General features: G+C 70.8%; 15 protein-coding genes and 1 pseudogene. 8 read left to right on the top strand and 8 right to left on the bottom strand.

Going from position 1 to position 21929, the window contains the following annotated elements; all coding sequences use genetic code 11:
* Positions 1 to 898 precede the first annotated feature (898 nt).
* Positions 899 to 5704: a ricin-type beta-trefoil lectin domain protein gene (locus OTB19_RS35980; RefSeq protein ID WP_267802952.1), complete on the top strand. Its 4806-nt coding sequence runs from the start codon at positions 899 to 901 to the stop codon at positions 5702 to 5704.
* Entirely contained in the window at positions 5701 to 7017 is a 1317-nt protein-coding gene (locus OTB19_RS35975; protein WP_267802950.1) for a hypothetical protein, read from the top strand. The genes OTB19_RS35980 and OTB19_RS35975 overlap by 4 nt, the downstream gene beginning before the upstream one ends.
* A gap of 141 nt (positions 7018 to 7158) precedes the next feature.
* Here the strand turns inward: OTB19_RS35975 and OTB19_RS35970 are convergent, their stop codons facing one another.
* Positions 7159 to 8232 (bottom strand): alkene reductase, encoded by a 1074-nt coding sequence (locus OTB19_RS35970; protein WP_267802949.1) that lies wholly within the window; start codon positions 8230 to 8232, stop codon positions 7159 to 7161.
* Between the two features lie 116 nt (positions 8233 to 8348).
* Here OTB19_RS35970 and OTB19_RS35965 point away from each other — a divergent pair.
* Positions 8349 to 8714: pseudogene (locus OTB19_RS35965) on the top strand (MerR family transcriptional regulator); the annotation flags it as partial.
* Positions 8715 to 9033: 319 nt separating this feature from the next.
* Here the strand turns inward: OTB19_RS35965 and OTB19_RS35960 are convergent.
* The gene (locus OTB19_RS35960; RefSeq protein WP_267802948.1) at positions 9034 to 10770 is read right to left on the bottom strand and encodes a serine/threonine-protein kinase; all 1737 of its coding nucleotides are present in this window, start codon (positions 10768 to 10770) and stop codon (positions 9034 to 9036) included.
* Positions 10771 to 10938: 168 nt separating this feature from the next.
* On the opposite strand from OTB19_RS35960, the gene OTB19_RS35955 reads away from it, so the two are divergent.
* The gene (locus OTB19_RS35955; protein ID WP_267802947.1) at positions 10939 to 12867 is read left to right on the top strand and encodes an FHA domain-containing protein; all 1929 of its coding nucleotides are present in this window, start codon (positions 10939 to 10941) and stop codon (positions 12865 to 12867) included.
* Positions 12868 to 13069: 202 nt separating this feature from the next.
* Here OTB19_RS35955 and OTB19_RS35950 read toward each other — a convergent pair whose 3' ends face one another.
* The 4 genes from OTB19_RS35950 to OTB19_RS35935 all read right to left on the bottom strand — a co-directional run bounded on the left by OTB19_RS35950 (position 13070) and on the right by OTB19_RS35935 (position 17837).
* Positions 13070 to 14515, bottom strand: a complete 1446-nt coding sequence (locus OTB19_RS35950) for a carboxylesterase/lipase family protein (RefSeq protein WP_267802946.1) — start codon at positions 14513 to 14515, stop codon at positions 13070 to 13072.
* Positions 14516 to 14638: 123 nt separating this feature from the next.
* Entirely contained in the window at positions 14639 to 15544 is a 906-nt protein-coding gene (locus tag OTB19_RS35945) for an MBL fold metallo-hydrolase (RefSeq protein ID WP_267802945.1), read from the bottom strand.
* 164 nt (positions 15545 to 15708) lie between these two features.
* On the bottom strand, positions 15709 to 16698 hold the full coding sequence (locus OTB19_RS35940) for a hypothetical protein (RefSeq protein ID WP_267802944.1): 990 nt from the start codon (positions 16696 to 16698) through the stop codon (positions 15709 to 15711).
* Between the two features lie 239 nt (positions 16699 to 16937).
* Entirely contained in the window at positions 16938 to 17837 is a 900-nt protein-coding gene (locus OTB19_RS35935; RefSeq protein WP_267802943.1) for a helix-turn-helix domain-containing protein, read from the bottom strand.
* Between the two features lie 157 nt (positions 17838 to 17994).
* Here OTB19_RS35935 and OTB19_RS35930 point away from each other — a divergent pair, with 157 nt between their 5' ends.
* The gene (locus OTB19_RS35930; protein ID WP_267802942.1) at positions 17995 to 18495 is read left to right on the top strand and encodes an SRPBCC family protein; all 501 of its coding nucleotides are present in this window, start codon (positions 17995 to 17997) and stop codon (positions 18493 to 18495) included.
* A 115-nt stretch (positions 18496 to 18610) separates the two neighbouring features.
* Here the strand turns inward: OTB19_RS35930 and OTB19_RS35925 are convergent, their stop codons facing one another.
* On the bottom strand, positions 18611 to 19069 hold the full coding sequence (locus tag OTB19_RS35925; RefSeq protein ID WP_267802941.1) for a hypothetical protein: 459 nt from the start codon (positions 19067 to 19069) through the stop codon (positions 18611 to 18613).
* A gap of 295 nt (positions 19070 to 19364) precedes the next feature.
* Between OTB19_RS35925 and OTB19_RS35920 the strand changes: the two genes are divergently transcribed.
* The 3 genes from OTB19_RS35920 (at position 19365) to OTB19_RS35910 (ending at position 20570) form a co-directional block, all read left to right on the top strand.
* Positions 19365 to 19553, top strand: a complete 189-nt coding sequence (locus tag OTB19_RS35920; protein WP_267802940.1) for an HIT domain-containing protein — start codon at positions 19365 to 19367, stop codon at positions 19551 to 19553.
* Entirely contained in the window at positions 19550 to 20053 is a 504-nt protein-coding gene (locus OTB19_RS35915) for a nucleoside 2-deoxyribosyltransferase domain-containing protein (RefSeq protein WP_267802939.1), read from the top strand. The genes OTB19_RS35920 and OTB19_RS35915 overlap by 4 nt, the downstream gene beginning before the upstream one ends.
* A 106-nt stretch (positions 20054 to 20159) precedes the next feature.
* Complete coding sequence (locus tag OTB19_RS35910) at positions 20160 to 20570, top strand: RidA family protein (RefSeq protein WP_267802938.1); 411 nt, start codon at positions 20160 to 20162, stop codon at positions 20568 to 20570.
* 115 nt (positions 20571 to 20685) lie between these two features.
* Here the strand turns inward: OTB19_RS35910 and OTB19_RS35905 are convergent, their stop codons facing one another.
* Positions 20686 to 21780: a tryptophan 7-halogenase gene (locus OTB19_RS35905; protein WP_267802951.1), complete on the bottom strand. Its 1095-nt coding sequence runs from the start codon at positions 21778 to 21780 to the stop codon at positions 20686 to 20688.
* Between the last annotated feature and the right edge of the window lie 149 nt (positions 21781 to 21929).

The following is a 21929-nucleotide window of genomic DNA, read 5'->3' as shown; positions in this document are numbered from 1 at the left end:
CCCGCCGCGACCAACGCAGCAGCGTCTCTCGCTCGTCGTCCGTCAGAACCACCTCGGCCGTCGGCCGTCCCATGCGCGCCATGAGATCAGCATACTTCTATGGATTTCCTGAGACTCGGGACACTAGGAGTTGTCGTCAAAGTGTCGCGCCCACATCAGGAGCGACGCGAGGGTGACGGGTCGCGACTGCTCCACGGCCCAGTGCCATTCGGCCATCTCGTCGCCGGGGGCGGCCTGCGGGTCACCGACACCTCCGCGGGCATGGCATCGCCTTCCTGTCTGGCTGCTGCGATGGACGTGGAGGTCGCAGGTCTGCTCGCGGAAACCATCGCCCGGGGCCCGAAGGGCACTTGGCCCCCATGCCGCCTCGGAATGCGGCCCCAACTTCCTTGCTCCCGTGCCTCGACCTGTGTCTATAGTGAGCGCCGCGCGACCGGCGGACACGACCCGTCAGCCATGCCGCGCACACCAGCTGGCGGTCGGGGGAACAATGCCGCCCACGGGGGAGGGTGGTTCCGGCATGCCGCGACATCGGCTCACCAGAAACGCCGCATAGGTCCGCAGCGTCCGCTTCCCGCTGTCCTGGCATCGGGGCAGTGGGCCGATTCGGGCTGCACCGCCTTCGCCTCCTCGGACGGGAACCTCCAGCCGCCTTCGTTCACCACGAAGGAATGGTCTCTTGAGCGCAAGACCAGGGCTTTTCTCCCGCAGACCGAGAAGGTCCGCACTTCTGCCACCGGCTGCCGTATCAGTCCTCACCCTGGCCGTCTTGAGCAGCCTGGCCGTCCAGCCCGCGCTGCTCGACCGCGCCAACGCCCTGCGCGCCGCCGCGGCCGGCAGCTCCGAGGACTGGCTCGACGACACGGTCGCCGAGCAGTGGCGGCAGGACCAGTGCCTGATGGCCGATGTCCTGCGCCTGGGCGGTCCGGCCATGGCGCAGGTCGCTCAGGACGGCCTCAACCAACCACAGGACAAGCTCCACGTCCTGGCCGACCGGAAGCATTGGCAGGAGACTCCGCTCGCGACCGCGTACCAGAAGGACCGGGACGCGGCGAGCAGCGCCCTGACGGCGCTCCACTCCCTCCGGGACACGTGGAAGAAGCCCCTGGAAGGTCTGACCACTCCTGGCGGCATCAACGATGCCGATTTCCACTGGCCTCCGGGCTCTCCCGGTGACGGCAAGCAGGACTTCTACTCTCAGACCGGGCTCGGCAAGTGGACCGCCGACCGGTTCTGGGCGTCCGAGAGTGACTTCTACGAGGACCCCACGCCCCAGGCGTCCGAGGCGGCCGTCTCGGCGGTGAAGTCCTTGGGCGCACCCCTCTACGGCAAGGACCCCGACCCCCAGCAGGTCACCGGGGACGCCTGGATCCGCGCGATCGCGGAACGCGACGCGTACGAGCACCTCACCGACTGGTCGCTGGAGCCCACGGGCGCGGACAACGCCCGTATCTTCCTCGCTTCCGGCGGGTTCCCCCGTACGGCGCCGGAGGCGGGCACGGCGGAGTACCGCATCGCGGTCGAGGACCTCAAGACCCGGTTCGCCTCCTGTGCCTGGCGTGATCCGATGGACCCGGCCAAGGTGCTGGGCGCGATCACCACCGCCGCCGGCGCCGAGTGGCAGCAGGAGATCGCCTCCCAGCAGACGCAGCGGAACCAGATCCTGGCGGCGAACAAGAACGCCACCACGTCCCTGACCACGGGCGCCAAGGCGCTGGGTGAACTGCTGGGTCACTCGTGGGTGGCCGACCACGCCGCCCGCTTCCAGGACTTCTGGTCCCCCGGCGGTGTCGGGGCGGTCGGCGACAGCCCGACGACGATCAAGGTGCACGGCGCCGCCGGCAAGTGCCTCGACGTACAGGGCGGCGGCACGGCCGACGGCACGCCCGTGCAGGTGTACACCTGCACCGCGGGCTCCGGGGCCCAGACGTGGCAGCTCTTCGGCGACGACCGCGGGCTGCACGTGCGGAACACCAAGTCCTTCAAGTGCCTTGAAGTAGCGGGGAACAAGGCAGCCAACGGCACCAAGATCCAGATCGCGACGTGCAACAGCTCGCCGGCGCAGACGTGGGACTTCAACCTCCGCGCCACCACCGCGCTGAAGAACGTCGGCACCGGCAAGTGCGTGGACCTGCCGACGTACGACAACAGCAAGGACGCACGGCTGTGGGACTGCAACGCGGCAGGCCCGCAGCAGTTCGACGTGAAGCCGTCCGGCAACACCGGCTCCGTGCCGGCCAAGGCGGAGTTCGACAAGGCCAAGAAGGCCGTCACGGACGCCCAGGCGGGCGCCAAGAAGCAGCTCGACGTCCTGAAGGCTCAGGCCGCGGCGGCGAAAAAGGCCTCCACCGCCAGTGACACCGCCGAGCAGGCCGCCTACGCCGTCGCGGACTCGGCCGGTGCGCCGCGGGGCCGCGGTCTGCTGGTCGGTCAGCAGAAGGCCCAGGTCACCAAGGGTTCGGTGGCGGCACTGGACGCGATGGTGAAGGCGGGTGAGACCGCGGAGGCGGCCACGCGTGCCTCCGGCGCGGACAGCGACACCATCGCGCAGCGCGCTCTGGCCCAGGCCGCGCAGTCGAAGGCGGAGTTCCGCCGGGAGGCCGCGCACACGGCCGAGCTCCAGGCGAAGGCCGCCGCGGATTCCGCCAAGACGCACCGGGACAACGCCAAGAAGGAAGCGGACACCGCGAAGGCGAAGCTCGGTGAGGCGCTGAAGGCGGAGGCCGATGCGAAGGCGGCTGCCGCCAACGCCCACGCGAAGCGGCTCGCGGCCGAGGCCGAGGAGGCCACGGCGAAGAAGGAGAAGGAAACCGCGGCCCTCAAGCAGACCGAAGCCGCCCAGCACAAGAAGAACGCGGAAGCGGAGGCGACGAAGGCAAGCAACGCCAGGACCAAGGCCGAAGCCGCCGAGGCGTCCGCGGTCGAGCACAGGAACGGCGCCTTCAAGGCCCGCGACACTGCCAAGGCCAAGCGCGACGACGCCTGGGAAGCGGAGCAGAAGGCCGACGCCGCGCGCGCCAAGGCGGACGCCAAGGCCGCCTACGCCGCCTCCCTCGATGCCGCCCCGGAGGCCGTCGCCGCACGCGCGGCCGCCGATCAGGCGGACAAGTACGCCACCGAGGCGGAGACGGCGGCCGGCAGGGCGCGGGGCGAGGCCGACGCGGCGACGAAGGCCGCCTCCGAAGCCGACGCGGCCGCCACCCGCGCCGAATCGGCGGCCAAGCGCTCGCGCGCCGACGCCGACGCCGCCCAGGCCGAGAAGCTGAAGGCGGATGCCGCGGTGAGGACCGCGACCAGCGCCACCGCCGATGCGATCGCCGCTTCCGAGCGCGCCGCGTTCTCCGCAAGGGCCGCCGTCTCACAGGCCAACGAGGCGCAAGCGCAGGCCAAGACGGCCAAGACCCAGGCGGACCTGGCGAGTGTGGAGGCCGGCAAGGCCCGGGCCGCAGCGGCCAAGGCGGCGGGATACGCCTACGTGACCGCCCAGGCCGCGGTGGACGCGGGCAAGGCAGCCGCACAGGTCGCCAAGCCCGCGAACGACGCCATCCAACTCGGCTCGCCCTACGTCAGCAGCGACTCGGCCGCCGGTCTGGTCGTTCTGACCGGGCAGGCATCGAAGACCATCGCCGAACAGCAGAGGGCCATCGCCGACGCCCACGCCAAGAACGCGCAGGAGGAGGCCGCCTCGGCCAAGGTCATCGCCGACCAGGCGCAGGGCGACGCGAAGGCCGCGTACGAGCACGCGGCGAATGCCTCCAAGCACGCCTCGGACGCCCGTACCTACGCCAAGGAGGCTCTCGGCTACTCGGCCGACGCCGCGAAGTCGGCATCGCTGGCCGCCGCGTCACTGGCTCGCAGCACCGAATTCGCCAGTCAGGCCGCGGCGGACGCCGTGGCCGCGGACCAGGCAGCCGGACGCTCCGAGGGCTACGCCAAGGCAGCCCGGGACTCCGCCGACCAGGCGGCCCTCGACGCGGCAGCGGCCCGCGCTGCGGCGACCCGAGCCGAAGAGGACGCGAAGAGCGCCCGGGCGGCCGCCGACCGCGCCGCCGTCGCCGCGACCGAGGCCGAACAGGCCGCGAAGGACGCGGACAGGTACGCCAAGGAGGCCCAGGAAGCCGCTGACAGGGCCGAGAAGGCCGAGAAGGCGAAGCAGATCAACACCGGAACGGTCCCCGACCTGGTCGGTGGGTCCATCGGCAACTTGTTCTACCTGAAGGACCGCACCGAGCAGATCGGCGAACCCCAGACCCTGAAGAAGACGGCCGGTTGCGAAGGCTGGATCGACGCCCTCTTCTACAAGGGCGACTGCACGATGACGGTGAGGATCCACTACAAGGACTACCTCGATCTGTACCTGTGCACCGCGGACGTCCTGGACCCGTCGAAGGCCACGTGTCCCGCGAGCGAGACGGTGTATCTGGGCGAGTACCCGACGGACGAGCTGACCCAGGACTTCACGCACACCATCACGATCGGCGAGTACCAGTCGAACGTCGACCCGATCGACATCCTCTTCGGGCACTGGATCAAGTGCGGTCAGATGTGGCCCGGCGGTAAGAGCGGAAGCCTGGGCGGATGTGCCTGGGCAGCTGTGGACGTCGCCCTGCTGTTCTCCGGGAAGATCCTCAGGCCCATCGCCGAGGGCATCACCGCTCTCGACGCCGCCATGCGTACCGGAATCGGCATCGCCGACGCCCTGCGGGGGCTGAAGGGGCTGAGGATCAATCCGCAGGCCCTGGCAGCCATCGAGTACGAGGCCAACATGGCCGAAGCGGCCCTCACCGCCTGCAAGATCAACAGCTTCCCTGCCGCCACACCTGTGCTCATGGCAGACGGGTCGCATCGCCCGATCAGCTCGCTTCGTGTGGGTGACGCGGTGCTGGCCGGCGACCCGGCCACCGGGACGGTCCGCTCCGAGCCGGTCACCGACACCTTCCAGCACGCGGCCGACGGCCTGGTCACCATCGGCCTTTCCGACGGCAGCAGCCTGGAGACCACCCCCGGACACAAGATCTACGCCGAGAAGCGCGGATGGGTCCTCGCCTCGGAACTGCGGACGGGAGACCGGCTGCTGCGCCCCAACGGCGAGCTGCTCACGGTGGCGGGCGTGGGTGGCGAGAGCGACGCGGCATCCCAGCAGGTCTACGACCTCACGGTCGGCGGTCTGCACACCTTCTACGTCCGCGCTGAAGGATCCCGGGCGTCGGACGTGCTCGTGCACAACTGCATCAACCTCGGCGACGAACTCCTGCCGAGTCTGAGGAAGTACAAGGACTCCGGCGAGATGCACGCGGTCGCGGAGCACGTGGCCCCGACTCCGGCCGAAGCGTTCGCTCTGGCCAGGAGGAAGGGCGTGCCGAACTCGGTGTTCACCAGCCCGGAAATCGCCCAGCAGGCCATCGACCGCATCGTCTCGGATTACTTCACCACCGTGAAGAGCGGCCAGAGGGTCCTGGACAAGGTCAAGTGGAAGAAGTTCGAACAGAAGGTCGCCGGAGCACGGGACGGCGAGGTGGTCCTGGAGATCACGGGGACGTGGAATGCCTATCCGTCCCTGGGGAAGGCGTACCACCCGGACGGCGTCACGATAACCAATGCCGGTAACAGCGTCTCGCTGAAACTGATGAAGGTGTCGGGCCACAGCGGTCAAGGTCGCGGTGGATTCGCCATCATGACCGCCTTCCCGACGGGGACTCCATGACCCAGGAACGTCCGGCGTACTACGAGCTCGGCTACGGAACGGATTTCGGCCTGACCGCCCTGACCGAACGCCTCGGCCTTCCCGGCTCCGACGCCGGCCCGGCCGCCGCCCTGGCGTGCGCGGAAGAGATCGCCGACGGGTCCGAGGGCGAGGAAGCCGTCGAACTGGGTGAGGACGCTCGCCGACTGCTCGCTTCCGAGCTGCCGGAACGAACCCTCCGCACGGTGTGGTTGGCCTCCACCGGCAACGCCTTCGACCCGGCCGACCACGGCATGACCTGCCGTGCATGGCTGGAGCGGATCTCGGAGGTGTCCACGGCGCGGCTCCGGCGGAGCAAGCGCTCCTACACTCCGCCACCGGTGCGACCGGTGCGGGACGTGGGACCGTGCCAGGCGGTCGTGGCGGAACTCCGTGCCACGGCCCCGGCCCTTTCGGGCGCGTCGGTGCTGCCGGACCTGGTCGACGCCCTGGAAGGGGTGGTGACGGGTGCCGACGGTGACCTCGGCATGCGGCTGTTCCTCCGCGCGCTCAAGGCCCACGTCGTGCCCGTCCCGTACGAGCAGTACCAGCGCTTGTTGGCGCTTGGCCGGCGGTTCGGCTTCCCCCCGGGCGCCGTCCACGACGGCCTGCACATCATCTGGCCGCAGGTCGGCACCAGCCGGGAGGGCGTCTCCGGGGATTTCGGACTCTCCCAACTCGCCAGGCTGTTCACGGCGGGGTGGCACCATCGCACTCCCCGCGCGGCCGTCGCCCGTGCCGTGACATACGACGGCTACGAGCGGCCTCCGGGCTCCGAGGCGGCCATCCTGTGGGAGGACACTCGCCGGATGCTCGACTCCGGGCTGTCCGACGACACCGTCACCGTGCTGTGGCTGGCGGCGACGAACCGGGGCTACAACATCGACGAGTTCGGGGTCGGCGGCCGGGAGTGGCTGGAGCAGGTCGTGGACGTGTGCGAAGAGCACCTGACCGCGGTCGCTCCCGCCTACCTCCCGGCGCTCTCGGCCATCGTCACCGACACGGGTGACGCGGTCCTCCGCGAGATCCGGGACATGGCACCCCTCGCGGCGGGCAAGGCGATCAGCCCTGCCTTCCTTCTCCTGGAGGGTGCCGCGGTGATGGGAGCGCTGGAACAGGTCGTCACCCGGGTCGACCCCGACCTCGGGTTCCGCCTGTTCCTGCGGACACTGGAGGTCCTGCAACTGCCGCTCACCGAGGAGCGGTACGCCCGGTACGAGGCCCTCGGCAGCCGTTTCCAGTACGGCGAGGACCATCTCCTCTTCTCGATCGACCACCTGGTGCAGCGCGGCTGATCCACCTGCCTGTACCCGTACTCCAATCCGAGCGCCCCTCCCACCGGAGGGGCGCTCGCCTTTTGGGGCGCGCGTCTGCCGCGTGGACGGCGCCCGTGCTGTTCACCGTCTGTGGACCTGCTTGTCCGCAGCAGCTCGGTGTTACGCCGCGTATTGGTGGGCCGGGTAGGTCAGGTAGCCCGTGTCGCCGCCTTGGAAGTACGTGGCCTCGTCGACGGGGGCGAGGGGGAGGCCGCCGCGCAATCGTTCGACCAGGTCGGGGTTGGCGAGGAAGGCTCGGCCGAAGCTGATGAGGTCGGCGCCCAGGTCGAGCCAGTGGTCGGCGTCCTCCCTGCCGGTCTGCTTGGGGCCCATCGGAAACACCGGGTTCATCACGAGCGTGCCCTGCCACGCACGGCGCAGGGCGACGAGCGTGGCTTCGTCGCTGGTGGCTTCGAGGTGTACGTAGGCGAGTCCAAGGGGGTCCAGTTCGGTGAGCAGTGCGGTGTAGAGGTCACGGACTTCGCTCTCCTCCACCCCCCAGAAGGTCCCGCCCGGTGAGAGCCGCAGGCCGGTCCTCTCCGCGCCGACGGTCTCGACGGTGGCGGCGACGGCCTCGACGGCGAACCTGATGCGGTGGGCGATCGTGCCGCCGTAGCGGTCCGTGCGCAGGTTGGCGTTGGATGACAGGAACTGTGAGATCAGATAGCCGTTGGCACCGTGCAGTTCCACTCCGTCGAAGCCCGCCTCCACGGCGCGGCGGGCGGCTCGGGCGTAGGACCGGGCGTGTTCGGGCACTTCGGTGGTCTCCAACGCTCGCGGCATCGGGGCGGGCTGCGGCCCGGTGGGGGTGAACACGTCGCCGACGGCGGGGACCGCGGACGGCCCGACCGGCTGGAGGCCGGTGGTGTCGGGGTGCGAGACGCGGCCTCCGTGCATGAGCTGGGCGAAGATGCGTCCTCCGTTGGCGTGGACGGCGGCGGTCACGGGGCGCCATGCCTCGACCTGTTCGTCGGTGTGCAGTCCCGGTGTGCCCGGGTTGGACTGCCCGATCAGGCTGGGCTGCACCCCTTCGCTCACGATCAGTCCGGCCGTGGCCCGTTGGGCGTAGTAGGTCGCCATGGAAGGGGTCGCCAGGCCGCCGGCCGCGGCGCGGCCGCGGGTCATCGGGGCCATGACCATCCGGTTGGGCAGCGTGAGGCCGCCGAGTCGGTAACTGGTGAACAGACTCGTCATGTCTGTACTCCTTCGCAGCTGTTGTGCCCGCGGTTCGGGTACAACAGCTACGCTAAAACCTCACATCGATGTCAGAGGCAAGGGTCTACGACACAATTTTTCGCCGGGAGGGTCATATGCGGATCGGGGAGCTCGCATCACGCGCCGGAGTCAGCGTCCGGTCCGTGCGCTACTACGAGGAGCAGGGGCTGCTCACCAGTACGCGTAGTGCCGGCGGGCAGCGGCACTACACGGAGGCCGAGGTGGAGCGGATCGCCTTCATCCAGCGGATGTACACCGCGGGCCTGTCCAGTCGCACCATCACCGAGCTGATGCCCTGCATCGATGCGCCCAGTGAAGAGCACTCCGACGCCGCGCTGGAGCGGATGGCACTGGAGCGCGAGCGGCTCTCCGCGCACATCGCCGAACTCCTGCGGACCAGGGACACTCTGGACGCGCTGATGGCCACGGCCCGGGCACACCAAGAGCAGATGAGGGCCGCAGGAGCAGGTTCGGACTGGCGGCCCCCGGCCTCCTGCCGGCCACCGCACCCTTCCGGACAGGGGAAAGCCTCGTGGACCACGCGGCCTTCCAGAGCGAAGACGCCGGTGCGGGACTGAAGCCCTTCCACCCGCACCGGACCCGCCGACGGTCCGCGACCGCCGTAGCTCTGGAGTTCCTCAAGACGTGCTTACCGGGCCGGCCCTGCGGAACATCTCCTTCGGACAGTTGCGGTCACAGCACTAGGCATCCCGGCCACCAACCGCACGCATGGTCATCAGCGCCTTCAGCCGCCCCTCCGCGACTCCGCTTCCTGGGGGATCAGCCGGTACAGGTGATCGAGAAGGGCACCGGGTTGGAGAGGGTGCGGGTGGGGCTCTGGAGTTCCACGGCCATGCCCGTGGTGAGGGTGCCCGCCTTCGTGTAGGTGGTCAGGCGTACGGTGTCGTGGCCCGTCGGGTTGGCCTTGTCGCCGATGGACAGGGTGCGCCAGTGCGGATCCACCACCGAGCCGTCACCGGACACCCACCGGTAGGAGATCAGCGTCGGTTCGGATGCGGTGAAGGTCGCGGTGAACGCCGGGGCCCGGCCCTCGGGGGTCGGGCAGCTGCCGGTGTACGTCGTGTTCGCACCCGCCACCGACATCCGTACGCCCGAACCGGTGGCGGTGTCCGCGTCGTTGCCGGACAGCGCGTAGGCCAACCCGCCCGCGGTCAGTGCGCAGGCCGCCACGCCGGCCGCGACGAGGAGCGCCGTACGAGGCTTGCGGGGCTCGGCGGAAGTCGCACGCGCCTCGGCGGCTTCGACTCGGGCGGGCCCCTCGGTCACGGGTTCCGAGGTGGTCTCGGGCGCGGTCGTGGTGTCGGACTTGGTCGTGGCGGTGCCTGCGGTCGTGGCGGTGCCTGCGGTGGTGGCAGTGCCTGCGGTGGTGGCAGTGCGCGCGGTCGCGGCCGTGGGTTCGTTCGTGGCGGTCAGGGTCGCCGCGGTGGCGGCTTTCGCCGTGGGGACGGGTGTCGTGGCGGTCGGGAGGATGGGGGCGGCGGTCGTCGTGGCGCCGGGCTCGTGGGCGATGTCCCGTAGGGCCATGGCGGCTTCGGCGGCGGGAGTGCGTTCCGCGGGTTCCTTGCGGAGCAACCCGGCGATGACCGGGGCGAGAGGGCCGGCGCGGGTCGGCACCGGCGGTTCCTCGTCCACGACGGCCCGCAGGGTGCTCAGCGCGGTGGCGTGCCGGAACGGGGAGATGCCCTCCACCGCCGCGTACAGCATGACGCCGAGCGACCACAGGTCCGACTCGGGGCCCGAGGGGCGGCCCAGCGCCCGCTCCGGCGGCAGGTACTCGGGGGAGCCGACGAGCTCGCCGGTCATGGTCAGCGCGGTGCTGCCCTCGACCACGGCGATGCCGAAGTCGCTGAGCACCACCCGTCCGTCCTCGGCGAGCAGCACGTTCGCCGGCTTGACGTCGCGGTGCTCCACCCCGACGGCGTGCGCGGACCGCAGCGCGCTCAACACGTCGGCGCCGATGCGCGCGGCGTGCCGGGGGGTGAGCGGCCCCTCGTCCCGCAGGAGTTCGGCCAGCGACCGGCCTTGGACCAGTTCCATCACGATCCAGGGCCGATCGTCCTCCATGACCACGTCGTGAACCGTGATCACGTTGCGGTCGGGTATCCGGGCCGCCGCCCACGCCTCACGTTCCAGCCGGCTGTACATCCGCGCGACGTCCTCGGCCCGCAGACCGGCCGGGGCCCGCACCTCCTTGACGGCGACCTCCCGGTGGAGAGTCTCGTCGCGGGCCCGCCACACGGTGCCCATGCCTCCTTCGCCGAGGCGGGACAGCAGCCGGTAGCGGCCCGCGATCAGCCGCTCCCCACCCGCCGGGCCCGGTGCGGGTGTGGCAGCGGTGGCGGCCGTGCCTCGGGTGGTAGCCCCGGTCGTGGAAGCGATCGTGGCCTCGGTCGTGACCTCGGTCGTGGACGCGGTGGTGGCCGTATCCGGCCTGGTCGCCGCAGTGGTGGCCGCGAGCGCGGTCTCCATCACGGTCTCGGTTTCCTCGATGTGCATGGGGGCGGTTCTCCTCTTGTCGCCGGCCGACGCACCCACCACGTACGGACCGGGCCCCTGGTTCAGCATGACTCAAAAGATTCCAAGAAAATGATTGAACCGAACACGTTCTCGATGACGTGTTGCTGTCGTACGAACAATCAGCAGCGTCGTTTCAAGGGGTGTGGAGTGCCATCGGTCATCGTCGGGCGCACGGGTCCGTTCACCGGACAGAGCGTGGTTCTGGGCAGCGAGCCCCTCAGCTTCGGGCGCAAGAGCGACAACAGCATCGTGATCGTCAGCCCCAACGCCTCCCGGCTGCACGCCGAGATCCTCACGGAGGACGCCGGGTTCGTCCTGTACGACCGGGAGAGCCGCAACGGCACGTTTGTCAACGACCAGCGGGTCACCCGTCACGTCCTGCGTCCGAACGACTGCGTCCGTATCGGTGATGAAACGTTCCTGTACGAGGCGCAGGACGCCCTGGAGACGGTCATGGACCTCTCCCTTCTGGACGTCCCCCGGGCGGGCACCGCGGACCCCGGCATGCTGCGGGTCACCATCACCGGCGGTGGCCCGGTGGGCCTCGCCTTCGCCTTGGCCCTCGATGAGATGCTGCCCGGGCGGACCGCCATCACCCTCTACGACGGGCGCTGGGCCAGGAAGGGTTCCTCGGTCGTCTGGAAGGACGAGACACAGGGCAACTTCCGTCGCCAACAGGTGGTGACCGTCCAGAGCCGGCAGTACCTCGCCCTGTCCGAGGAGGTGCTCTCCGCGCTGTTCGACGACGGCGGAGCCTACTCGGAGATGTGGCCCGTCGGCCCGGACTCGGTCGACGGCCGGCCGCCCCGCAACATCCGGATCGCCCACATCGAGGACCGGCTGCTGGAACTGGCCAACCAGAGGGCGGCGATCCGACTCGTTGCCCGGCGTTTCGACGTGACGGAGCAGCAGAACCGGCTCACGCAGGAGCACGTCCTGGTGGTCTGCGAGGGCGGCCGCTCCCGCACGCGTGAGCACTACGCCGACCGCTTCGGCGCGGCCGACGCCTCGATCTACTCCCTCGACGGTGAGCACCTCCAGGACGTCGTCCTGGGGCTGCGGGTGAAGTCGAGGCTGCCGGACCCGATGAGCGTGCTGCTCACCGTGTCGCAGAACCGCTTCCTGCTCAACTCGCTGCGCGGCGAGGGCTTCCTGAACATGCGGCTGACGCGGGAGGAGGCCAAGAGCGTCATCGGCATCGACCCGATCCGCCACGTCTTCGAGGAGTGCATCGCCGCCCGCCCCTGCCTGATGAGCCGGCAGGAGGAGGACAACGAGTTCCGCTGCCCCACCCACGGCACCCTCTTCCTCCCCGCCCTGCTGCGCAGCTCGCCGCTGTGGAAGGAGATCCGGCAGGGCCTCAGCCTGTTCGGGGTGACCGAGGACGACCTGTCGGCGATCACCTCGTTCCGGCTGGACATGGTGCAGCGCCCGCGATTCACCGCACAGCTGCACCGGCCCACCGCGACCAGCCCCGGCACCTACGGCTTCCTGCTGGGGGACGCGGCCAACGCCATCCACTTCTGGCCGGGTCGCGGCCTCAACAGCGGCCTTGCCTCGGCCACGTCATTGGCCCGGTCGCTCAGCCGTGCCTGGCAGGGGAAGCCGCTGCGGGACGCCGACTTCATCCGACACGAGGCGGCGATGTCGATGCTCCAGTACCGGCACAAGAGCCGGGCCTGGAACGCCATGGTGACCACGGACGACCAGGGCGTCACCCGTGCCATCCGGGACATCATCGCGCGCAGCGCGGAGGCGGGGGTGGGCGCGGGGACCGGGGCGGGGGCCGGTTCCCGCACCGCGGACGGGAGCGACCTGGAGGCGCTGCTGGACCGGATGGCGGGGATCCGCGACCGGCTGGGGCCCCGGCTGCCGGGCCTGCCCACCGACGAAGAACTCCGCTCCCACCTCGCGTCCATCTCCCCGGCCACCCTCCGCACCCTGCGGGAGAGCGGAGCCTGGGACACACTGATCGTCGGCGGTGAGGAGGCCGACATCGACCTCTTCTACCAGTCGGACTCCCCGGTCTTCGTACCCCGCCCGGCCGACCCGCGGAGCCTTGTGCAGCAGCCATAGGCCTGAAGGGACGATGCAAGTAGTCCGTCTCGGGCAGGTGGTCCGCCTCGGGCAGGTGGGAGTGCCGCAGGCGGAGCGGAGGTGCTGATCGGCGCCGCCGGACGGACCGCCGGTACACGGACCGCCGGTACACGGACCGCCGGTACGCCGGGTGCGGCGCGGCCCCCGCGGTTGGCGGTCAGGCGGTCAGGCGGTCAGGCGGTCAGGCGGCGCCAAGGTGCTGGATGTGGCGCCCGGCCGGTTCGTGGACGGGCCAGCCGGGATTGCCGGTCTCGGCGAACCGTGTCCACGAGTGGTGCATGCGCGCGGCGAGTGGGGCGGGCGGTTCGGCGTGGCCGAGGAGCCCTCGGGGGCCGCGCAGCGATGGCAGGGACAGGCAGTCGAAGACGAACGGCAGTTCCATGACATGGCAGGCGCCCAGTTGCCCGTCGATCGCGTCGGAGCGCCAGTCGAATGCGTAGCAGTACGTCCTTCCGGTCGCGGCGCTCGCGTGGGCGGCGGCCATCCGCCGGGTGCCGTCCGTGAACAGCCCGTCGCCGAGGATGGCGGTGCGCAGGTCGGCGGCTGAGGCGGCGGGGTGCCGCGTCCGGTAGGCACGGACGGCTTCGTCGGGGTCCTGGTGGAACTTTGCCGCGGTGTCGCGGACATCGGCATCGGTGGTGCTCGCGAGCAGTCCCAGCGGGGCCAGGTAGAGGGCGCCCTCGTCGCGATTGGCGCCGATCAGCAGGTCGATCTCGCTGCCCTGGCCGGCGGCGACCGCGGTGGCCGGCTGGTGCTCGCCGACCAGGCTGAAGGAGGTGATCCCGCCGAGCGGGTCGTGGTGGGTGGAGGTGCGCAGGTCCAGGCCGGTCAGGCCGGCCGTGACGGCGACGAGGTGCTCGTCGGGTACGTCGGCCAGGGCCTTGGCGGTGGGTTCGAGGTCCAGCCCGCGTCCGACGGCCGCGGTGACGATGCCGGCCTGGTCGGGGGTGAAGGCGCCGGTGCCGCTGCCGCTCTGGATGATCGCCCGTCGGAACAGGCCTGTCGAGGCCGGGTCGGCGAGGACGCCGCCGACGATGATGGCTCCGGCGGACTGGCCGAAGAGCGTGACGTTCTCGGGGTCGCCGCCGAAGCCGGCGGCGTTCTCCCTGGTCCAGTGCAGGGCGGCCTGGACATCGAGCATGCCGCGGTTGTCCGGGGCGTCGGGCAGGTGCAGGAAGCCGGGGATGCCCAGGCGATAGTTCACGGTGATCAGCACGACGCCGTCGCGGGCGAAGGCCGTGCCGTCGTAGAGCGGTGCGCGGTGGGAACCCGCCACGAACCCTCCGCCGTGTACGAACACCATCACCGGTCGGGGCGTCCCCTCCGGCTGCGGGGCCCAGATGTTGACGGTGAGGTAGTCGTCGCCGCGCTGCCAACCCGGGCCGAAGTAGGGCGACATGTCGAGTGTGCCGAAGGAGTCCCGGGCGGGCTGGGGCGCGGTCGGTCCGGGCCGCGTGGTGTCACGGATCCCTGTCCACCGTTGGTGCGGGGTCGGCGCGGCGAACCGTTCGCGGCCGACGGGCGGTGCGGCGTAGGGCACGTCGAAGAAGACGGTCCCGTGTTCGTGGCGGCGACCGCGGACAGGGCCTGAGGTGGTGGTGACGGTGGTGGGATCGGCGGGTGTCATCTCTGCTCTCCTGGTTGCTGGTTGCCGGTTCCTGATGGCCGGTCACCGGCTGCCGGTTGCCGGCTGCTCATGTGGGTGCCGCCGCTCCGGGGTGGCCGGAGCGGCGGCGAGCTGGAATCGGGGTCAGTACCGGATGATCGGCGCCCACTTCTTGATCGCGAAACCGCTGCCCTGGTGCTCGACCTCCAGGGCACTGTGGCCGCTGAAGTGGGCGGGCAGGACGAGGGCGCCCGTGTCAGCGGCCCGGCCGAGGAGCCTGCGGCGGGTGCTGCGGGACTGTGCCGGGTCCTGGCAGAAGCAGCTGTTGTGGTCGGGATGCGTGACCTGCAAGGGGGTGTGCATCAGGTCGCCCACGAACAGGGCCCGGTCGCTGCCGGAGGTCAGCGTGACGACGCTGGATCCGGGCGTGTGGCCGGGGGCTGCTTCCAGACGCAGGCTGCCGTCGATGGTGTGGCCCTCCTCCCACAGCCGCACCTGGCCCGCGGCGTGCACGGGGGCGACGCTGTCCTCGAAGACGTTCTCGTTGACGCCGCCGGTGATGTCCGGGTTGTTCGCCGGGTTCCAGAACTCGAAGTCGGCCTTGGGCATCAGGTAGGTGGCGTTCGGGAACGTGGGTACCCAGTCGCCGTCGATCAGGCGGGTGTTCCAGCCGACGTGGTCGACGTGCAGGTGGGTGTTGATCACCAAGTCGACGTCCTCGGGCCGCACACCGGCGCGTGCGAGGTTGCCGAGGTAGTCCAGCCGCAGGTGGTCCCACGCGGCGACGGCCGGGCGGGCCTTGTCGTTGCCGACGCCGGTGTCGATCAGGATGGTGCGGCCCTCGCTGCGCAGCAGCCAGGTCTGCATCGCCACATGGACCATGGCGTCGTCGGCGCCCAGGTGGTCGGGCACGAGCACGGCGCGCTGGTCCTTCCATGCCTGCTCGGGCAGGTCGGGGAAGAACTGGTCCGTGGGCATGATCATCCCGTGCATCTCCTCGATCCGGGTGATGGTGACATCGCCCAGGGTGATCTCGTGGGTGTCCTGCATGGTGCTTCTCCGTTCGGTGGGCGGGCGGGAGGTACGCGGGGGGGGCGAGTGCGCCGGCCTTCGAGTGCGCGGGGTGGCGTGACGGGGCGGGCCGTCGACGGGTACGCGGTCGTTCGGGGACGAGCCGCCGGTACATCTCCTCGCCGGGCCGGTGCCCGTGACGCTCAGCGGTTCAGGTGGGCGCGGAGCAGGTTGGGGTCCTGGGCAGTGACGTAGGCGGCGCTCGTCACGTAGACGGATGTCCCGCGCAGGGCGATGGCCGTGGGGTTCTGCAGGCCGTCGGCCTGGCTCAGCACGATGGAGTGGCTGCCGTCGGGCTGGACGAGCGCGACCTGACCGGGGCCGTTGAGGGTGGCCAGCAGCTGATCGCCGCGGCCGGTGAAGGCGAAGTCGTCGATCCCCGGCAGGCCGGTGGCCTTGGTCCGGACTCGGCCGGCGCGACCGTCCGGGAGGACGGGGATGCGCAGCACGGTGCCCTTGTCGAGGTTGGTGGCCCAGAGCGCACCGTTGTGGATCTTCAGGCCGTTGGCGCCGAGGAAGCCGGCGGGGGCCAGTTCGGGTGCGGTGGACCAGGCGGTGGGGGTGCCGCCCGTGGTGGGCACGCGCCAGATGGTGCCGAGCACGGAGTCCGTGACGTAGAGGGTGCAGGTGCGCGGGTCCAGGGCCAGGCCGTTGGGCAGGCCGCCCGCGGGCAGTGCGGCGATCCGCTGCGGTTGGCCGCCGGGGCGAAGCCGCCACACGCCGGTCAGGTCGGGGGTGCCGGTGGCGTACAGGAAGTACAGGGTGCCGTCGTGGGCACGGACGATTCCGACGGTCAGCGGGAAGCCCAGGGCCGGGGTGTGGATACCGCCGTCGGCGGGCTTGGGCAGGGTGGCGAGGATCCGGGTGGTGCCGTCGGGGGCGATCTCGGCTATCTGGCGGGCCTTGGCGAAGGTGACGTACGCGGCGCCGTCCGGTGCCAGGGCGAGGTTCTCCGGCGTCTGTCCCTTGGACAGGTCGAAATGCGCGGCGATCCGGGCGTGGCTCAGGGGGGCGGGCGCGGCCGATACCGATGCAGGAGCCGCCGCCGATGCCGGCGTCGGAGCGAGCGCCACGGCGGCTGCCGCGACAAGGACGGCCGTCGACACGGCGGACCGGGAGAGTTTCTTGAACATGGTTCCTTCACTGGTTTCGGGCATGCGGCAGCGATTCGCCAACGCACGGGCGGGGTGGGACGGGTGGATGGGGGTCGGCTCGGGGGCATGTGGCCCCGGAACTGCTCCCGGCGAGGATCGGTCGAATGACGGGCCGAGTGACAAGCCGAGTGACCGGCCGAGCGACCGGTCGTCGGCCGTACCGGGTGGGGACGGGTGCCCGCCGTCGTCGGTGGAGCGCCCGGTGATGTGGTGCGAGGTCAGGCAGTGCCGGCCCGGGGCCCCCTCCGCACCGGGTCGGCCGCGACGGTGTCCTGGGTGATGGTCTGGGCGAGCAGGGCCAGCGCGGCCCGCGAGGGCGAGCCCGCCTCCGTGGTGGCGACCACCGTGTGGGGGCCCGCCCCGTGGCTCATGGTTTGCTGGACGACGGTCAGCGGGCCGATCAACGGGTGCCGCATCTCGTAGGTGGCGACGGTGCACTCCCTGACCCGATGATCGGCCCACATCGAGGAGAACTCCGCACTCTTGGCGCTCAGTTCACCCAGCAGCGCGTGCAACGCGGTGTCCTGCGGGTGCTGGGCCGCCACCACGCGCAGGTTCCCCACCACCGCCCTGGCCTTGCTCGGCCAGTCCGCGTAGAGGTCGCGGGTGTGACAGTCGAGGAACACCAGTCTGGCCATGTTGGGGCGCTGCCCCGGCAGGTCCGGGGCGCCGCGGTCCAGGTGCCCGGCGAACAGCGCGTGACCCAGGCGGTTCCACGCCAGTACGTCACTGCGCAGGCCGAGTACGATCGCGGGGACGTCGGCCAGCACGTCCAGCAACTGGGCCGTCGCCTCCGTCACTCGCTCCGGCGCGGGCCGCCGGCCCTGCGTGCGACGCTTGTCCGCCCGGACCAGGTCGTGCAGGTACCGCCGCTCGGAGTCGTCCAGCCGCAGAGCCCCGGCGATCGCGTCCAGTACCTCGGACGACGCGCTCAGCGACTGCCCCTGTTCCAGGCGCGTGTAGTAAGAGGCGCTGACCCCCGCCAGCAGTGCCAACTCCTCGCGCCGAAGCCCCGGTACACGTCGGCGCTCCCCATAGGTGGGCACCCCGACGTCCTCGGGGCGCAGCTGGGAGCGCCGCGCCTGCAGGAAGTCCCCGAGCTGCGATTTTCCGGTCATGGATCCGAGTATGGGCCGACTCGAAACGCGCAGCCTGCCCCAGCCGTGGATAGGCATCAGTGGGTCTGGCTCCCCGGCACGACCGGTGATGACGTGGGTGTCGCCGACCCGGCACCCCGTCCCATACGCACCCAGTGCACGCACCCAGGAGAACGCCTTGAGCGCTACCACCAGCGAACACGACCTCTTCGAGACCCTGAACGCGTCGGCCTACGCCTTCACCAGACGCGCATGGGTCGATGCCGCGCCCGCCCGGGTCTACGACCTGGTCAGTGACGTGTCCGCGATCGACCGCTGGAGCCCCAACGCGACCGACGTCACGTTCGACCAAGGCGCCGGTCCTCGGGCCGGCGCCTGGTTCAGCGGCCGCAATCGCAAGGACGGCAGGGAATGGACCACCCGCTCCCAGGTCGTACGAGCCGACCCCGGCAGCGCCTTCGCCTTCGTGGTCGGCGGCGCCGAGGACGGCATCGTGCGGTGGAGCTGGACCTTCGACCCCCAGGGGCGCGGAACCGTCGTCGAGCAGTCCTGGCAACTCCTGCGCCTCGACCCGGTGCTGGGCACCACCCGCGGCGACCTCGACGCACTCCGCGACTACATGACGACCAGCGTCGAAGCCACCTTGGTCTCCCTCGCCCGGTGGATCGCCGAAGAGTGAGCTTCCGGGGGCGCGTGCGGGCCGGCCGCCGGTTGACGCCTCGGCAGCACGGTGGCGGGCCGCCGGTCTTGGTCGTCTCTTTCGGATCTTGTCGGCAAGATCCGAAAGAGACGGCCTAACGCCAGATGACCGCGCGCGTGGGGACGTCCCAGTATTCGGCGCTGCCGAGGATCTGGCCGGCGTTGTTGATCGTCTGCGCCAGGGAGTTCTTCAGCACCCGGCCGGGCTTCTCATCGGGGAGGAGGGTGGCGTTCCGGGCAGCGCAACGCCCGCGCTGCCCGGTTCCGGCGATGATCCCGTCGTCGTTGATGGCCTTCGCCCACATCCAGTCGCCGCCGAGGCCGCTGAGTGGGGTGGCCGTGCCGTTGGGCTCCCACCGGACGGGAACGTACTTCTCGCCCCGGGCGTCGCGCGCCGAGCCCACGGCGTGTCCGGCCTCGCTCAACAGCTCGGCCACCGTGGACGAGTAACCCTCCGGCGGCTGCAGTTCGTACATCACCAGGCCGGCCCGGGCCGCGCCCTGGGCACCTTCGGCGGGCCCCAGCGGTAGCAGCGGCGCCACCGTCAGAGCCACCGTTGTCACGGTACGTAACATCAACTCCCCCTCCACACAGGCGAATGGGGCGCAAACGGTGCACACCCCACACGCATTCTGTGCGGACGCGGCACAGCGGTCCACCCCCCGAAGTCGTGAGCCTCTCGACATCCGGACGGTACGCCTCGGTCGGCCGCGCGCGGGGAGGACGGCCCGGGGAAGACGGCCCGAGGAGAGCGCCGTTGCGGTCCGCCCGCGCTCGGGCGGGGTTCACTTCGACGATGTCCTGGTCATGCCTCGCATACACGTCCGGGACGCGGGAGAGGATCCGGGGGTGACCGCAACCGTGATGCACCGCGCTGCCGAGCTGATGGCCCCGTACCCGACCGCGAGCAGCATCACGTCGAAGGGGGCGGCGGCCACGCGGACCGTCTTCCACCTCCATGTCCACGTCGTGCCCCGCGCCACCCACGAGCGACTGCCACTGCCCTGGACCCCGCAGGACACCGGAGGAACCCGATGACCGTGACCCCGAACCTCGTCTACGCCCGCGAACCGCTCCCCGCCGGCGGGCCGAGCGTCTTCCTCGCCGGGCCCACCCCGCGCGCCGACGGCCCCGTTCCTTCCTGGCGGCCCGACGCGATAGGCGAGCTCACGGCCCAGTGGACCGGCCGGCAGCCGCTGACCGTCCTGAACCCCGAGTCCCGGGGCGGTGTCCGCGCCGCACACTACGACGACCAGGTCGACTGGGAGACGGACGCCCGCCGCCATGCCGACGCGATCCTCTTCTGGATCCCCCGCGACGTCGTGTCGCTTCCCGGGTTCACCACCAACGTCGAGTTCGGTCTCGACGTCGCCACCGGCCGGGCCGTCCTCGGCTGCCCGCCCGACTGCCCCAACCCCGAACGGAACCGCTACCTCGTACATGTCGCCCGCCGCCACGGCGTACCCGTGGCCGAGACGCTGCACGACACCGTGGCCGCCGCGCTCGCCCTCGTCATCTCCGGGAAAGACCCCCGGTAGTGCCGTGGCCCCATCACGGGAGTCGACGGGCCGGGAAATGTGTCGAACGCGGAGGCGACCTTTGAGAAGGTCGTGACTGTCCCGGAACTGCTGCGAAAGGAAGCCCGTGCCGCGTGCTGTCACGTTGATTCGCTCTGCCTCCCTGTCCGATGTCGCGGAGTACGCCTACGCGGCCACGGCCCCGGCCGAGTCGCGGCTGATCTTCCTGGCCGGAGCGTGTCCTCTGAATGAGGATGGCTCCACTGCGGCGATCGGGGACGTCGCGGGGCAGGCGGCCAGGGCTGTGGAGAACATGCGGACCGCTCTGAAGGACTCGGGCGCGTCACTGCACGATGTCATCAGCACCCGTGTTCTCGTTGCCTCTCACCGGCGGGAGGACCTGGTGACGGCGTGGGAGGTTGTCCGGGACACGTTCGGTGACCACGACGTGCCCAGCACATTGATGGGTGTCACCGTGCTCGGCTATGACGGCCAGCTCGTAGAGATCGAAGCCATCGCCGCCGTGCTTGATTCCTGAGCCGACGGGCCATCCCCGCCGCGGGAGCGGCCAAGGGCTTCACCTGGCGCACCGCCTCCTCCGGCAGGAGCCGCAGAGTGATGCGCGCGCAGCAGAACAGTGGAGCCCTGTTGGTTCACGGCAGGTCGCCGCCGGTCCACATCGCGGTGATCGTGCTGTTGCCGCGCGGGGTGTGCGGGGCTCGGGCGTGCAGTCGGGCGAGGTAGGTGTGGGCGTCGGGGAGGGTTTCCCCGAGGACGCGCTGGTGGCGCTTGATGCGCGCGAAGTGGTCCTCGGCGGTCCGCAGGGCGTGGGGATGGTGGATCAGGGCCGGGGGCGGGGCCGCGGTGTGGGGGGTCAGGGCGGTCAGGAGGGTGCGCAGGGGAGCCTCGTTCGGGGTGACCGAGAGGCCGGCCCGGTGGGCTTCCACGACGGCGTGCAGCTCGGCGGGGAGGGGAAGGGCGCCTTGGGTGGTCCAGAACGAGGCGTCGGTGCGGGGTGAGCCCGCGAAGCGGAGCCGGGCCAGGTCGAGGGCGGCCCGGTAGTGGTCGGCGGCCGCCCGGTTGAAGCGGCTCGCGGCGGCTTCGCGGGTGTCGAGGGACGGAAAGTCCCGGATCAGCCGGTCCAGGAGGTCGAGCGTGACGCGCTGGTCGTCGGCCAGCGGGTCGGCGAACCAGGCGGCTTCGCCGAGGGCCACGCAGTTCTTGACCCAGGCGCGCCGGGTGTGACCGACCCGGAGGGCGGTAGGGGTCGGCTCCGCACGGTCGTGGGGCAGGCCCAGGGCCCTGCGCAGACTCCGGGCGGCCTCGCCGGGGGTGGTCAGGGCGCTCGCGTAGACGAGCCCGGCGCCCTGGCGGCCGACCAGGGGGCGGCGCCAGGTCCAGCCGTGCGCGACGGCGGTGGCGGTGGTGTGGGGCTCGACGCCGTGCAGCTCGCTGTCGTGCGGAAGCGTGAGGGACAACGTGCTGTCGGCGAGGAGGCGGTCGGCCGCGCCGGTGAAGGGTTCGCCGAGGATGCCGGCCAGGACCAGGCTGTCGGAGCCGGTGCAGTCCAGGAAGAAGTCGGCCGTCAGGTCTCCCCGGGTGGTGCGCAGGGCCGTCAGCATGCCGTTCTCGTCGCGGCGGGCGCCGAGGATCTCGCCGGTCACCATGCGCACGCCGCAGGTCTCCATCGCGTTTCTGCGCAGGAAGTGGGTCAGCATGGTGGTGTCCGCGTGCCAGCCGTACGCGATGGCCGCGCGGCCGTCCAGCCAGCCTCGGGCATTCAGCTGAATTCGCCCTGGAGTGGGACCGGTAGCACGAAAGGTGCCCTGGCCTGCGATGATTCGAGTGTCTGGAACGAATCGGGGACGCAGAGTGGGGCACCTTTCTGGTGAGTGAG

Source organism: Streptomyces sp. H27-H5 (assembly GCF_026627505.1).
In the GTDB taxonomy this organism is placed as follows: Bacteria; Actinomycetota; Actinomycetes; order Streptomycetales; family Streptomycetaceae; genus Streptomyces.
This window is presented reverse-complemented; position numbering and strand designations above follow the sequence as displayed.